The organism is Burkholderia sp. IT-111MI5 (assembly GCF_949752865.1).
GTDB classification, from domain to species: Bacteria; Pseudomonadota; Gammaproteobacteria; order Burkholderiales; family Burkholderiaceae; genus Burkholderia; species Burkholderia pyrrocinia_C.
Genome location: NZ_CATKIF010000073.1, coordinates 26,126 through 40,922, shown reverse-complemented (window position 1 = coordinate 40,922; position 14,797 = coordinate 26,126). Strand labels below are relative to the sequence as shown.

At 64.0% G+C, this 14,797-nt stretch carries 10 protein-coding genes; 3 read left to right on the top strand and 7 right to left on the bottom strand.

Features of this window, described 5'->3' with window-relative positions:
• Nucleotides 1–75 precede the first annotated feature (75 nt).
• The 3 genes from ACM6JT_RS34655 to ACM6JT_RS34645 all read right to left on the bottom strand — a co-directional run bounded on the left by ACM6JT_RS34655 (nt 76) and on the right by ACM6JT_RS34645 (nt 4,513).
• On the bottom strand, nt 76–1,188 hold the full coding sequence (locus ACM6JT_RS34655; protein WP_034180901.1) for a porin: 1,113 nt from the start codon (nt 1,186–1,188) through the stop codon (nt 76–78).
• A 179-nt stretch (nt 1,189–1,367) separates the two neighbouring features.
• Complete coding sequence (locus tag ACM6JT_RS34650) at nt 1,368–2,705, bottom strand: hypothetical protein (RefSeq protein WP_414858157.1); 1,338 nt, start codon at nt 2,703–2,705, stop codon at nt 1,368–1,370.
• A gap of 389 nt (nt 2,706–3,094) precedes the next feature.
• A complete protein-coding gene (locus ACM6JT_RS34645) occupies nt 3,095–4,513 on the bottom strand; it encodes an MFS transporter (protein ID WP_217590179.1) in 1,419 nt (472 codons plus the stop codon).
• 431 nt (nt 4,514–4,944) lie between these two features.
• On the opposite strand from ACM6JT_RS34645, the gene ACM6JT_RS34640 reads away from it, so the two are divergent.
• Entirely contained in the window at nt 4,945–7,389 is a 2,445-nt protein-coding gene (locus ACM6JT_RS34640) for a DUF3772 domain-containing protein (protein WP_414858156.1), read from the top strand.
• A gap of 51 nt (nt 7,390–7,440) precedes the next feature.
• Here ACM6JT_RS34640 and ACM6JT_RS34635 read toward each other — a convergent pair whose 3' ends face one another.
• Entirely contained in the window at nt 7,441–8,223 is a 783-nt protein-coding gene (locus ACM6JT_RS34635; RefSeq protein WP_414858257.1) for a TolC family protein, read from the bottom strand.
• 247 nt (nt 8,224–8,470) lie between these two features.
• Here ACM6JT_RS34635 and ACM6JT_RS34630 point away from each other — a divergent pair, with 247 nt between their 5' ends.
• Nucleotides 8,471–8,842 carry a hypothetical protein gene (locus tag ACM6JT_RS34630; RefSeq protein ID WP_414858155.1) on the top strand — a complete coding sequence of 124 codons (372 nt, stop codon included), beginning with the start codon at nt 8,471–8,473 and terminating at the stop codon, nt 8,840–8,842.
• On the opposite strand, the gene ACM6JT_RS34625 is transcribed toward ACM6JT_RS34630, so the two are convergent.
• From ACM6JT_RS34625 to ACM6JT_RS34615, 3 genes are all read right to left on the bottom strand, one after another.
• On the bottom strand, nt 8,823–9,344 hold the full coding sequence (locus tag ACM6JT_RS34625; protein ID WP_414858154.1) for a hypothetical protein: 522 nt from the start codon (nt 9,342–9,344) through the stop codon (nt 8,823–8,825). The genes ACM6JT_RS34630 and ACM6JT_RS34625 overlap by 20 nt on opposite strands.
• A 584-nt stretch (nt 9,345–9,928) precedes the next feature.
• Nucleotides 9,929–10,438: a hypothetical protein gene (locus ACM6JT_RS34620; RefSeq protein ID WP_414858153.1), complete on the bottom strand. Its 510-nt coding sequence runs from the start codon at nt 10,436–10,438 to the stop codon at nt 9,929–9,931.
• A gap of 528 nt (nt 10,439–10,966) precedes the next feature.
• Nucleotides 10,967–12,478, bottom strand: a complete 1,512-nt coding sequence (locus tag ACM6JT_RS34615) for an aldehyde dehydrogenase family protein (RefSeq protein ID WP_034180907.1) — start codon at nt 12,476–12,478, stop codon at nt 10,967–10,969.
• Nucleotides 12,479–13,106: 628 nt separating this feature from the next.
• Here ACM6JT_RS34615 and ACM6JT_RS34610 point away from each other — a divergent pair.
• The gene (locus ACM6JT_RS34610; protein WP_414858152.1) at nt 13,107–14,687 is read left to right on the top strand and encodes an amino acid permease; all 1,581 of its coding nucleotides are present in this window, start codon (nt 13,107–13,109) and stop codon (nt 14,685–14,687) included.
• Nucleotides 14,688–14,797 lie beyond the last annotated feature (110 nt).

The following is a 14,797-nucleotide window of genomic DNA, read 5'->3' as shown; positions in this document are numbered from 1 at the left end:
AGAAAACGCCGGGCCGCCCCAAGTTTTCTTGACCCCCTCGGGGGGCCTGGCTCGAAGCGGCAGGTTTGGGGGCGCTCAAAACACGTGCCGGACGCCGAGCGTCGCCATCATCTGGCGCGTGCCGGTCGAGCGCGCGTACGCGAAGATCTGCGCATGGTCCGCGTCGCCGGCCGCCTGCTGCGCGATCACCGTCAGCGCGACGTCGGTGCGTTTCGACAGGAAATAGTCAGCCTGCAGGTTCACCTGGTGCCATTTCGGACGCTTGTCGATCACGTCGTACTTGCCGTTCGTGAACGCATACGCAGCGCCGAGAAAAAGCTGCGGCGTCATCGTGTAGACGATGTTCACGCCGAGGTTCTGCAGGTGCAGGTGCGAATTGTCGAGGTAATCGTAGCGCACGTCGGTAAACATCGCCGCGAACTGCGCACGGCCGATCGTGTAGAAGCCGCCCGTGCCCGCGATCCGCTGCCGGCTCGCGTACGCCGCCGGCGTCATCGCGCTCTTGCTGAAGATCAGCAGCGGCGACGCGTAGTCGTTCGCGATCGCGCCGTCCTGGTTCGTGCTGCTGTACGGATGGTTGTACTGCGCGTAGACCGCGCTCCAGCGCAGCGCGCCTCGCTCGTAGCCGAGCCCGAAGCTGTATGCGCTGTTGTTCGCGAAGCCCGTCGCGTTGCTGAAGCCGTACAGCGCGGTGAATTTCAGGCCGTAGTAGACGGGGCTCACGTACTTCACCGAGTTCTGCACGCGGATGTCGTTGTAGCCGTTGTCGTTGTCGCCGATGTTCACGCCGTTGCTCGCGATGATCACGGGCCCGATGTAGTCGTGGATCGCGTCGTACTGGCGGCCGAACGTCAGCGAGCCGTACGTGCGGTCGGCAAGGCCGACGTAGGCCATGCGCCCGAACTCGCGGCCGTTTTGCGCGGCCGTGCCCGTCATCACGTTAAAGCCGTTCTCGAGCTGGAAGATCGCGGACAACCCCTGCCCGAGATCCTCCTTGCCCTTCAACCCCCAGCGCGGGTTCTGGTTCGTGCCGGACAGCGCCTGCCAGGCGTTCTTGCCGCCCTGGTTCGTCGCGAACCCGACGCCGGCCGAGATCAGACCGTACAGCGTGATGCTGCTTTGCGCACCGGCATGGGTCGCGAAGGCGCCGAGCATCGCGAGCGGAGCGAGCTTGTAGAGAGTTTTCATGCGGGTCGTGTGATCGGTGGTGGTCCAGGCGCGGCAGGGTTCCGCGAAACTGGCCTCGACTATACGAACCCGGATCGGATAATAAAAGTTTGCTTTTCTTATGTGTCAATAAAACGGATTTATTCTCATCCTCGTGCCTCCCGTGCCTCCCGTGCCTCCCGTGCCCGCCGGGGCGGCCGTCAGTCCGCGGTGTCACCGCCCTTCGGCAGCTTCGACCACGCATTGCGCCCCGGCAGCGGCGACCACGCCGGGCGCGTCTTGCGTGCGCTGTCGATCACGACCAGGTAGCGGCCTGCGATCGGCGTGATGTCGCGGTCGCGGCGCAGCACCCACAGCGACCTGCCGGCCTCGACGCGCGCCTGGTAGTCGTCGTCGAGCAGGCCGTGCCGGTCGAAGAACAGGTTCAGCGACGCGGGAATCCGCACGCATCCCTTCGAGTGCCGGATGCCGAGCAGCGGTTCGAGGCGGTCGGGGTCGGTCGCATGCATCTGGAAGCGCATCGGCGACACGCCGCCCTTGCCCCAGCCGCGCTCGCCGTCCTCCCATCCGAAGTCGTAGATGCGCATGTCGCGGCGGCCGTAGCCGCGAATGCCGTTGTCGTTCGTCGTGCCTTCCGCGCGGAAATCCATGTTGTCGGGCGAGTGATGGAACACGCCGAGCGGCGTCACGAAATGATCGTACTTGCCCGGCAGCCCGGTGCCGACCGGCGATGCGCCAATCATCAGCCACGCATTGGCCGGCGTCGCGCGGAAGTAGATGAAGAGCGCCTGCACGTTCGGCGCGCGGTCGACCATCGCGACGTATTCGCCGGCCAGGTCGCCGAGGTCCGCATCGGCGAGCGCCTTCTGGAGCCGCTCGCCGTATGCGCGCTGCTCGCTTACGGGTACGTTCAGGCGCCGCGTCACTTCCTGCGTGAAGCGCTTGCGCATGTCGATCGCGCGTGCCGTCGCGCTTTTCGCGTCGTCGGCCGACAGCGGCGGATGCCGGCGCGGCGGGGTCGGCACGGGCGGCTCGGCCTCGCTGGCCGGTACGGCGGACGCGGCCGACGCAGGTTCGGCAGTGGACGCGGCGGAAGCCGCCGATGCAGGCGCTGCGACGGACGCGGCGGAACCCGCCGATGTGCCCGATGCCGCGCTGGCAGGCTCCGCATGATGCACATGCGATGCCGCAGGCGCGGGCTGCGCGGCCGACGCACCCGACGATGCATGCGCGTGCGACGCCGGATGCACACGGGAAGCCGCCGACGCCGGCGATGCAACTGATGAGGATGACGTAGCAGCAGACGACGGAGCGCCGGATGCCGCAAAGGCAGGCCGCCAGGCAAGAGCGGCAATCGGCAGCATGGCAGCGAGCCACACATACGCGGCGACAGCGCGGGTACGGCAACGCGGCTTCGCAAATTGCCGCGTCAGGCTGGAAAGCATCATATGTTCGAAGCCATCGGCCGATCCGGCCGCCGCATGCTGCTGTTGCGAGCGGCGCATCTTCCGCGCGAGCCATCGACACGTCCGGCACATCGCGTGCGCCCGGCGCCGACGCCTCTTCGCGGTGGAGCCGTTCGCTGATGCAACGCGTGCGGTCCGATGGCGGCTAATGAGTCGTCAGGCCCTTCATTCTACGCGCCAGCGCAGGAATCGGCAGCGGCGAAAGTCGCGGTTTCGCGGCGGATTTGCGCTTCGTCACGCTTTGTTTCAACTCGTTTCCGCTTGCGGCTTCGTCGCGTGTCAACCTTATAAGTTGGATGTTTCAAAACATGCGCCCGGTGGGTTTGTGCGTTCCGCCCGAAACGATGTTTCCACGAAACAAATTCGCATGCCAAATCATTTTGGCGATGCCGTTTCCCTCCGAGAAAACCGCATCGCACGCATGCCGCACGAACCATGCGACACGCGTGCGCAACCACCGACTACTTCGAGATGGTTTCGAGCGCGATGCCCTTCGTGCGCGGCCCCATGAGCCCGATCGCGGCCATCACGATCGCCATCGCGCCCGCGATGAACGCGAACACGCCGAAGGTGCCGAAGCCCTTCAGCACGGCCGCGATCACGAACGACGAGAAGATCGCCGAGAAGCGGCTCCACGAATAGACGAAACCGACGGCCCGTGCGCGGATCGACGTCGGGAACAGCTCGGCCTGATACGCGTGGAAGCTGTACGACATGATGTTGCTCGCGAGCGTGAGGCCGATGCCGAGCACGATCAGGAATGCGCCCACCGTCGTCTGGCTGAACAGCAGCCCGCAGACGACGATCGCCGCCGCCATCGCGACGATCACCGACTTGCGCTCGAAGCGGTCGGCGATCACGAGGCCGATCAGCGGGCCGATCGGCGCCGCGAGCGCGATCACGCTCGAATACATCAGGCTCGACGTGATCGTGATGCCCTGCTTGATCAGCAGCGTCGGCACCCAGTTCGCGAAGCCGTAGAAGCCGACCGTCTGGAACACGTTGAAGATCGTCATCATGATCGTGCGGCTGCGATACGGCGGCACCCACATGTCGCGGAAGCTGCCGCGCGGCGGCACGGGTTCGGCCGGCGCAGGCGGCGGCAGCGGCCGCCCGTATTCGGCTTCGACCTTCGCTTCGAGCGCGCGCATGATTCGGTCGGCTTCGTCGACCCGGCCCTGCTGCGCGAGCCAGCGCGGGCTTTCCGGCAGCTCGCGGCGAATCCACCATACGAACAGCGCGCCATGCGCGCCGATCAGCACGACCCAGCGCCAGCCGTCGAGGCCGAACGGCGCATGCGGCACGAGCAGATACGCGAGGAACGCGACCACCGGCACCGCGACGAACCCGACCGCCTGCTCGCACGCGAATGCGCGGCCGCGGATCTGCTTCGGCACGAGTTCGGAGATGTACGTGCCGATCGTCACCATCTCGACGCCGAGCCCGAGACCGACGACGAAGCGCCAGAAGTTCAGCCCGGTCGCGGTGTCCTGGAACGCCATCACGACGTTGGCGGCCGTGTACCACAGCAGCGACCACGTGAAGATCGCGCGGCGGCCGAAGCGGTCGGCGAGAAAGCCGCATGCGATCGTGCCGATGAAGAGCCCGGAGAACAGCGCGGCGATGAAGCTCGCGACGCCGGTGGTGCCGAACAGGCCGTGCGTCGTCGCCGAAAGAATGCCGCTTTTCACGAGGCCGGGGGCAACGTAGCCGCTGTAGAGCAGATCGTAGAGTTCGAAGAAGAAGCCGAGGCTCAGCAGTACGACGAGCTTCCAGACGCTGCGGGTGGGCGGCAGGCGGTCGAGGCGGGCCGAGATCGAGCCGGGGTCGACGGATGGGGATTGGGCAGGTGCCTGCGAAAGGCTGTCCGTTGAGGCCATCTTGGGCGCGTCTCCTGATCGTGTCGTGTTGTGTGTTGTTGTCCGGCGACCGTCGAGCCGCCGTCGGGCGAATCGCTGCATTGTACCGGCACGCCCGTCCTGCGGGCCGGCCGCGCTGCCCGCACCGACCCGATTCGGCCCCCCCGATTTCGCGCCGGACAATATGTAAATTGCGTAACCGTCTGTCGGGTATGGAAAAAGCGTCGGAACGACGATCCGGCGCCGCCCGTGCCGAGCCTCGGCGGCGCCGGCCCGACGGTACGGGCCTGCCGCGCCGTTTCGCGCGGGCGCGCACCGCCGGAATCGCTGCAAACTGGGTACGCAATCGGTACAACCACGCGTTCCGCGCCCCGGTAACATGCTACCGGGCCAACTACCGGCTTCCGGGCGCCTTTCGGCGACCGGCATTGTCGGCAAATCGTAAGCATTCCATGTTCATACAACGACTATCCACGTACGCCCGCCGGATCGCGCTGATCGCATTGCTGCAGTTCGCGGCGATCGCGACCGCGTCGGCGTTTCCGGCGGCCGCTTCCGCCCCGGGGGCGAGCGGCACCGACGCGTCCGTGCCGGCCATCTCGCTGAACGACGCCGTCGCGCAGCTCAAGCAGATGCAGGCCGAACAGGACCGCATCAAGCAGCAGACTTCGACCGCGTCCAACAGCAAGGAACTGGACGCGCTCGACGAAGCGACGCAGGAGCTGAGCACCGACGTCGCGAAGCTGCAGAGCGAGCTCGCTCCGCAGCGTACGCAGGTCCAGGCCCAACTCGACGTGCTCGGCCCGGCGCCTGCCGAGGGCGCCGCGCCGGAAACACCGGCCGTCGCGAAGCAGCGCGCGACACTGACCGCGCGCAAGACGCAGCTCGACGCGGCACTGAAACAGGCCGCCGACCAGAAAACCAACCTCGCGAACCTGACCGAACAGTTCGCGAAGCTGCATCGCAGCCAGTTGAAGAACCAGCTCGCGTTCCGTTCGGGCGGCATCTTCAGCGCGCAATTCTGGCTGCCGCTGTTCCAGCGTTCGCCGGACGACATCCAGCGGCTCGAGGATTTCAACGACGAACTGCGCGACATGCTGCGCTCGTCGTGGGTGCCCGGACAACGGGCGATCACCACGCTGCTGCTGATCGCCTCGTTCGCGATGTGGCTCGGCGGCCGCCGGCTCATCGAGCGCGGGCTCGCGTGGATCTGCCTGAACCGCCTGCCGCCCACCCGCTTGCGCCGCAGCGCGCTGGCGCTGTCGACCGCGTTGTCGACATTCCTGGCAACCGCCTTTGCCGTTCAGATCCTCTACCTCGCCGTCGCGCGCCACTACGAGCTCACGCCGTCGCTGACCGATCTGTGGGACCAGTTCGCGAAGCTTGCCGCGACCTGCGCACTGATCGCCGGGCTCGGCCGCGCGCTGCTCTGCACGAAGCATCCGTCGTGGCGCCTGCCGGCGCTCGCCGATCCCGTCGCGCTCGCGATGAGGCCGTTCCCCGGCATCCTGGCCGCGCTGCTGCTGATGTCCGGCACGCTCGAATCGATCAACCGGATCGTCGACACCAGCCTGTCGGTCACGCTGTTCGGCCGCGGCATCGTATCGCTCGTCGTCGCGCTGACGGTCGGCGCGTCGCTGCTGCGTTCGAACCGCGCGCGCAGCGCGCTCGCGGCGGCCGGCGAGGCGCCCGAGCAGCGCTCGACGCTCGCCGGGCTGATCCATGCCGGCGTCACGCTGGCGATCGTCGTGTCGCTGATCGCACTCCTGATCGGCTACATCACGGTCGCGCGCTTCATCACCTACGAGCTCGTGTGGTTCGAGATCGTGCTGTGCGCCACCTACATCCTGATCCAGTTGACGCGCGACGCGAGCGAAAGCCTGTTCTCCGCGAGCCTGTCGACGGGCCAGCAGATCAAGAACCTGTTCGCGCTCGAAGACCGGCACCTCGACCAGGCCCGCACGGTCCTGTCCGGATTCGGCACGAGCCTGCTGATGCTGATCGCGGCTATCGCGCTGCTGACTGGCGGCTTCGGCACGACGCCGAGCGACCTGCTCGACAGCGCGGTCGCGATGATCGGCAGCCAGCGGCTGCAGAGCCTGAACATCATGCCGGACCGGATCCTGAACGCGGTAATCGGCTTCGCGATCGGCTTCTACCTGCTGCGTTCGCTGCGCCGCTGGCTCGACGGCGAGTTCATGCCCGCGCTCGGCATGGATACGGGGATGCGCGTGTCGCTGATCACGCTGTTCACCAACGTCGGCTACGTGCTGCTCGTGCTGATGACGCTCGGCCTGCTCGGCGTCAGGTGGAACAACCTCGCGTGGATCGTCAGTGCGCTGTCGGTGGGCATCGGCTTCGGCCTGCAGGAGATCGTGAAGAATTTCGTGTCGGGGCTGATCCTGCTGACCGAGCGTCCGGTGAAGGTGGGCGACATGATCAGCATCGCGGGCGTCGAAGGCGACATTCGCCGCATCAACGTGCGCGCGACCGAGATCCAGCTCAGCGACCGCTCGACCGTGATCGTGCCGAACTCGCAACTGATCTCGCAAAACCTGCGCAACGTGACGATGGGCAACAGCACGCAGGGCGTCGCGACGCTGGTGCTGACGTTCCCGCTGAACACCGATCCCGAGCAGGTGCGCGACCTGCTGCTCGATGCGTACCGCACGCACGAGGCGATTCTCGAGAAACCGGCGCCGTCGGTGACGTTCAGCCAGCTCGCGCCGGACGGGATCACGCTGAGCGTGACGGGCTACGTGTCGAGCCCGCGGATCGCGAGTTCGACGAAGAGCGATCTGCTGTTCGAGATCCTGAAGCAGTTGCGCGCGGCGGGGATCACGCTGTCGAGCCCGCAGATGCTGGTCGTGCAGAATATGCCGACGGTGGAGAAGTGAACAAAGACGGCCGGTCGCGTACTGCGGCTATCGCGACGACCGTCTCCAGTACTACCGAAATGCCCATCGTCCGATGACGCCAGTGCTGGCAAACAGCCGCAGTCGTGCCGCCTCCCACTCGGCCAGCGTTCGCACCCGTTCCTGGCGGGCATCGGCAAGCGCCGCTTGTGCCGACAGCAGTTCCAGAATATCTCCTGCGCCGAACGCGTAACGATTGCGCGCCGACGTCAGCGCCGCTTCCGCGGCAGCCAGCAAGCGTGCAGACGCATCCAGGTTGCCCGCTGTCGTCTCCGCGTCGGCATGGGCCTTCAGCACGTCACGCAGAATCTGCTGCTGCGTATCGAGAAGCTGTGCCTGTGCCAGTTCGGCCTGAGCCTGCGCGCCGCGAATCCGATACGTACGAGAAAAGCCGTCAAAGAACGGAATCGTCAAAGTCAGGCCGATGCTGGTTTGCGTCGCCCGCACTGACTGCAATCCCTGATTCGGATATCCGTTCCGCGACAGCGTGCCGCTTAGATCTAGGGTCGGCATTCCGTCGGACCGCACGGCCGTGACCTTCGCTTGCGCAGCCTCCCATTTGGCCCGCGCCGCCCGGATCTCGGGGTGAGAACCTTCGGCCGCGCGAAGCCAGTCGCTTAGCTGGCGCTCCGCGTCCAGCGCAACCGGTACGACTGCCTCCTCGACCTCGACCCGCGTGCCGGCGGCCAGACCGGTCGCAAAGACCAGTTCGGCGCGGGCCCGAGCCACCTCCCCGCCCGCTCGTCGTGCAGCGAGCAATGCCTTGGCCAACGCTGTTTCCGCCTGCAATACGTCTGCTCGGGATGCAACGCCCATGGCCAGCCGCTTACGCGACGCACGCAGCGTCGATTCCGCCAAAGTCGCGGCTGTGCGGCCGGCACAGCTGTCCCAATGGTATGGACGGCAAGCTGCTGGACGGTTCCGTCGATCGGGGCGGTCAGACGCAGCAGGTCCCCGTGTGCCTCCGCACGCCGCATGTCGCCCGACGACGCGCCACAATACGCTGCGCATCGTTCAACGCATCCTGGGTATTCCTTCGCGTCTCTGCCACGAGAGCCGCGCGTTGGTGACAAGCATCCGCAAGCTGTCCCGCCGTATCGATGCGCTGCTGCTCGGCCTCGGTCCACGCGTGCTCCGCAACGTCACGGGTCTCCATCAACTTGGCGTAATCGTCCGCACGACGCGCCGCAAACGGAGCGGCCTGACCGTACCTGTGTATTTCGCTGTCGAGACGGTCCCGTCACGCGACGAAATCGCGCCATTGATCCAGCAGGTGCCGCTCGACCTCGCGCCGGCGCTCGGGCGACACGCCCTCCACACCCGCCAGTCGAGGCTGTCGCCCCGTGTCGATCGCGTCGATCAACGCCCGGGCACGCTCGGCTTGCAGTACCGCATTCAGCCGGTCGCCGTCCGCCCTATTCCTCTTTACAAGTGAAGGCACGGTGCAACGCAATGAAAATCACGACCACGCCAGCCGCGATAGCAATAACCTCAGCGCCACCCGCAAATAACGGCCCGATCAAACCTAGCCACATTCGCGATCGGCTTATTGCCACAAAATTCCACCCAAAGAAATATCCATCAACCAAAATCGATGAAAAACCCACGCACATAAATATCAAGACCACAAAAATTGAGTAAATCTTCCTCACAAGGGAAATTTTCGAATACCCATTCTCGATCCGAGATCGATACGAATAACAAAAACGAATCGCTACCCAAAGCCTCATCGGCACCGCGACCAACATCAGCAAAAAATACAGCGCCGTCACATCAGGAAACCTGGATTTCTTCACCGCCTCTGGTAGCAAAGGAAATATCTCTCCAACATCGGTCACCGCTATCTTTAGAAGTGGCCAACGCGTCAACGCGTCATCCGGCGCAAACCAAGCAATCACCACACCAGACAAATGCAACGCCAAGAGTGCTGGACTCATGCGATAGAGCCTGATCATCAGACTAAAGATGTTCGTGGGCTCAGTGTCACTTCCTCTCTTTTCGCTCACTGCTCCATAGCCCGCTCTCTCCTCACGTCCTTTAGAACGAGCACACCACCTTGACCCCCGACGTCCTTCCATATGCATACCAAATAAAATTCTATAAACGTTATCGAATTTAATCCGGATATCTCACTAGCCCCCGCATACCACATCCAACATCCCACCCACAATCCATACGGAATCGCGGCAAGCATAAGTGCGAAATAAACCGCTGTTACCTCAGGGAATTGAGATTTTTCAACAACCACATTCAACAATGGGAATATTCCACCCATAGCAGCAACAGCCTCGACTAAAAACCCCCATCTACTTAAGATATCATCTGGCGCAAGCCATGCAATCGACGCCCCTGAAATATGAAGAATTAGAATTCCCGGGTTTCTCCGATACATAAAAACATATCAGCCACAAACCCGCGATTTTCTACCACATCGCGACTCGACCTCATTCGACCTTCGCCTCACGCTCACACCCAACACACACCGAAGGATTCTCCTTTCATCAGAGTCAAATCACGGCCCTCAGCCTCTCTTTTCAACAAAAAATACGCAACACAACAAAGAAAGAATCGCAACACTCGCTACAACGAAGCAAATAACCAAATATCCACCAGCAAACAATGGCCCAACCATTCCAAGCCAGAATCTCGACTTTCCAACAGACATGAAATTCCAGTCAAAATATTGACCATGAAAAATCAGAAGAAACACACTCCCAGAAAAAAACAAGATCGCAACCAGAAATGCAAAAGCCTTTCTTTTCCATGAGTAGTCGAAGTACCCAGCAACTATTTCCTCCCTCTCCGCATAGCAAAGGCGGAAAGCCTCAAAGATTCTGAGAGGTATCGCGGCCAACATCAGTGCGAAATAGAGCTCGGTGACATCCGGAAACAGAGATTTCTCGATTGCCTTAGGCAGTAATGGAAATACTTCTCCGATGGCGGTCACCACTGGCTTCAGCACTGGCAAACGCTTCAGCGCGTCATCAGGCGCAAACCACGCGATCAGCGTGCCCGCGAGATGCAAAGCCATGAGTGCTGGACTTCGACGATAAAACTCGATCAAGAATACAAAGATATTTCGAGACCCATTGCCGTCTCCTTTCGCAGTCAATAGTGGCCTACGATGTGCTCTCTCCTTTTCTCGCCGGCCAGCACGAGCACTCCCTCTTACCCCCCACCTCCTTACCATATGGATACCTAATCAATATGTCAAAACGTTACCAAACCAAATCCACAATTCACACTAACCGCCAGCGATATGCAATCGCTATGAAGATATAGAAAGAATTGAAAGAAAACAAGAAATCCGCTTATTTTCATACACATACGAAACGTTAAAAATAATTCTGAAATTCCGTACTTGTACGATTGCTTATTTCCGACACACTATCGACGAATCCACACAAGCGAAAACATCCCCGAACCCCGTCCAATCAATCAACGAACCAGAAAACAAAAAAGCCGGCCCATGGCCGGCTTTCCCGCTTGAAACGATTACGACGCTACATCAGTAGCCCGATGAAATCAGCGCCAACAACACGCCAATCCCACCCCGACATCAAACATCAAACTTCACCCCCTGCGCCAGCGGCAACTGCCGGCTGTAGTTGATCGTATTCGTCGCGCGACGCATATAAGCCTTCCACGCATCCGAACCCGACTCGCGCCCGCCGCCCGTTTCCTTCTCGCCGCCGAACGCGCCGCCGATCTCCGCGCCGCTAGTGCCGATGTTCACGTTGACGATCCCGCAGTCGCTGCCCGCCGCCGACATGAACTGCTCGGCCTCGCGCATGTCGTTCGTGAAGATCGCCGACGACAGGCCTTGCGGCACCGCGTTGTGCACGTCGATCGCATCCTCGAAGTTGTCGTAGACCATCACGTACAGGATCGGCGCGAACGTCTCGCGCTCGACCACCGCCGATTGCTTCGGCATCCGCACGATTGCCGGACGCACGTAGTACGCATCCGCGTGACCGACGTCGACGCGCTCGCCGCCCTTCACTTCGCCGCCCTGCTCGCGTGCATCGGCCAGCGCCTTCTGCATCGCGTCGAACGATGCGCGATCGACCAGCGGGCCGACCAGCGTGCCTTCTTCGAGCGGGCTGCCGACCTTCACCGATGCATACGCCTTCTCGATGCGCGGCAGCAGTTGCTCGACGATGCTGCGATGCACGATCAGGCGGCGCAGCGTCGTGCAGCGCTGGCCGGCCGTGCCGACCGCCGCGAACGTGACCGCGCGCACGACGAGGTCGAGATCGGCGCTCGGAGCGACGATCATCCCGTTGTTGCCGCCAAGTTCGAGGATGCCGCGCGCGAGACGCTGGCTCAGCACCTTCGCGACTTCCGTGCCCATCCGCACGCTGCCCGTCGCGCTGACGACCGGCACCTTCTTCGACGCCGTCAGCACCTCGCCGACATCGCGCATGCCGAGCACCAGCTGGCTCAGCCCTTCCGGCGCGACGCCCGGATGCGTCTTCCCGAACTCGCGCAGCGCCTTCCCGAGCAGCACGTGGCAGGCGATCGCGGTAAGCGGCGTCTTCTCCGACGGTTTCCACACGACCGGGTCGCCGCACACGAACGCGAGCGCCGCATTCCACGCCCACACCGCGACCGGGAAGTTGAATGCCGAAATCACGCCGCACACGCCGATCGGGTGCCACGTTTCCATCATCCGGTGGCCCGGGCGCTCCGACGCGATCGTGAGGCCGTAAAGCTGGCGCGACAGGCCGACCGCGAAATCGCAGATGTCGATCATTTCCTGCACTTCGCCGAGGCCTTCCGACGTGATCTTGCCGGCCTCGAGCGTGACGAGGTGGCCAAGCGCGGCCTTGTGCTCGCGCAGCACATTGCCGAACACGCGCACGAGCTCGCCGCGCACCGGCGCCGGCACCGTGCGCCACTTGAGGAATGCGTCGTGCGCGGCGTCGATCTTGCGCTCGGCGTCGGCGGGCGTGTCGACGGCCAGCGTCGCGAGCGTCGCGCCGTCGAGCGGCGAACGCGCGGTCAGCGCATTGCCTTTCCACTGGGCGAGATCGATATCGAGCGCGGCAAGAATGTCGTTGAATTGCATCACTTCCTCTTCGGGGACAGATTGATCGGTGCGGCGGCAGCGCCGCCCGCGTGATTCGATTGGAGCGCGTTCGCGCGCCCTGTGCAAGCGGATGCGCAGCTCGGCAGGCCCGGTGCGCCGCACGGCGCATCGCGCTGCGCCGCCGCCGAAAAGCCCGGCCGGACGGCGCGCCCCAGCCTCGCGAGGCACGATCCATGAAACACATTGTCGGCGGCCACAAGTCGGGCCGCTATTGATATTAACTCACGACTTCATTCCCAAAACGCAACACCTCGGCGGCCCGGATCGATGCTTTTCAGTGCCGATACGGGACGTTTCCAAAGCCCGTAGCAGGGCGGCCAGACGCGTCCCAACGCGATGCAAGTTGATGACAAAGCCGCATCACCCTGTTCGGAAATATCGTTTGCCGCTCGTGCATCGGGCACACACAATCGGTGCGACGTCGAGGTGCAACGCACCCGGCGCGCCGCCGGCCGCCACTACGGCAGCCGGACGACAGACGAACGCGACACGCATCGCGGCCCGGCTCATCCGGCCCGTTCCCGCGAAGCACCACCGCTGCCCGGCCGGCAACGCGTCGCGCTTCGTCGCCGAAAAACAATCCCGGAGACAGCGCCCAGCACCCGCCATGCATTCAGATGCCCGCCCCGATTCGCCCCGTCCGTCCGGCTCGCCGCCCGCGAAGCCGTCCCTCCACCGCGCGCTGCAGGCCCGCCATCTGCGAATGATCGCGATCGGCGGCTCGATCGGCACGGGCCTGTTCGTCGCGTCCGGCGCGTCGATCTCGCAGGCCGGCCCCGGCGGCGCGATGCTCGCGTACATGGTGATCGGCCTGATGGTCTATTTCCTGATGACGAGCCTCGGCGAAATGGCCGCGTTCATGCCCGTGTCGGGTTCGTTCGCGACCTACGGCGCGAAGTTCGTCGACGAAGGCTTCGGCTTCGCGCTCGGCTGGAACTACTGGTACAGCTGGGCCGTCACGCTGGCGGTGGAGCTCGTCGCCGCGCAGCTCGTGATGCATTACTGGTTTCCGCATGTGCCGGGCGTCTGGTGGAGCGCGCTGTTCCTCACGCTGATCTTCGCGCTCAACGCGCTGTCGGTGCGCGGCTTTGGCGAAGCCGAATACTGGTTCGCGCTGATCAAGGTGCTGACGGTGCTCGCGTTCGTCGGCGTCGGCCTGCTGATGATCTTCGGGATCATGCAGGGCGGCCCGAGCGCCGGCTGGGGCAACTTCACGATCGGCGACGCGCCGTTCGCCGGCGGCTGGGCGACGATGCTCGGCGTCGCGATGATCGCGGGCTTCTCGTTCCAGGGCACCGAAATGATCGGCGTCGCGGCCGGCGAATCGGAGAACCCGCGCACGACGATCCCGCGCGCGGTGAAGCAGATCTTCTGGCGCATCCTGCTGTTCTACGTGTTCGCGATCTTCGTGATCGGCGTGCTGATTCCCTATACCGACCCGAGCCTGCTGAAGAGCGACGTGACCGACATCGGCGTGAGTCCGTTTACGCTGGTGTTCCGCCACGCGGGCCTCGCATTCGCGGCCGGCGTGATGAACGCAGTGATCCTGACGGCCGTGCTGTCGGCCGGCAACTCGGGCATGTACGCGTCGACGCGGATGCTCTACAACCTCGCGGTCGAAGGCCGCGCGCCGAAGCTGTTCGCGAAGCTGTCGCCGGGCGGCGTGCCGCGCAATGCGCTGTACGCGACGACCGCCGTCGGCGCACTGTGTTTCCTCACGTCGCTGTATGGCGACAAGACCGTCTACCTGTGGCTGCTGAACACGTCGGGCATGGCCGGCTTCATCACGTGGCTCGGCATCGCGGTCAGCCACTACCGGTTCCGCAAGGGCTTCCTCAAGCAGGGCTATCGGCTCGACCAGTTGCCGTACCGGTCGAAGTGGTTCCCGTTCGGCCCGCTGTTCGCATTCGCGCTGTGCGCGGTCGTCGCGCTCGGCCAGGATTACCAGGCGTTCCTCGCCGACAAGGTCGACTGGGCCGGCATCGCCGCGACCTACATCGGCCTGCCGTTCTTCCTCGCGATCTGGCTCGGCTACGCGCTCGTGCGCAAATGCCGCCTGGTGCGCTACGAGGACATGGAGATCGCGCCGTGGATCGAACGCAACGCGACGCCCGAAGCGGCACCGCAGGCCGAAACCGGCTACGCGGGCTACGTCGCCCGCCCGGCCAACCCGGCGCCGGGCGCCTGACGGCCCGCCTCGCGCCGGCCGCTGCCCGGTCGTGGCAGCCGGCGCCTGCGCCCCCATTCGACGCGGCGCGCGCGTTCAGGCAAGATCGACGCGCGCCGTCCGTTTTTCCG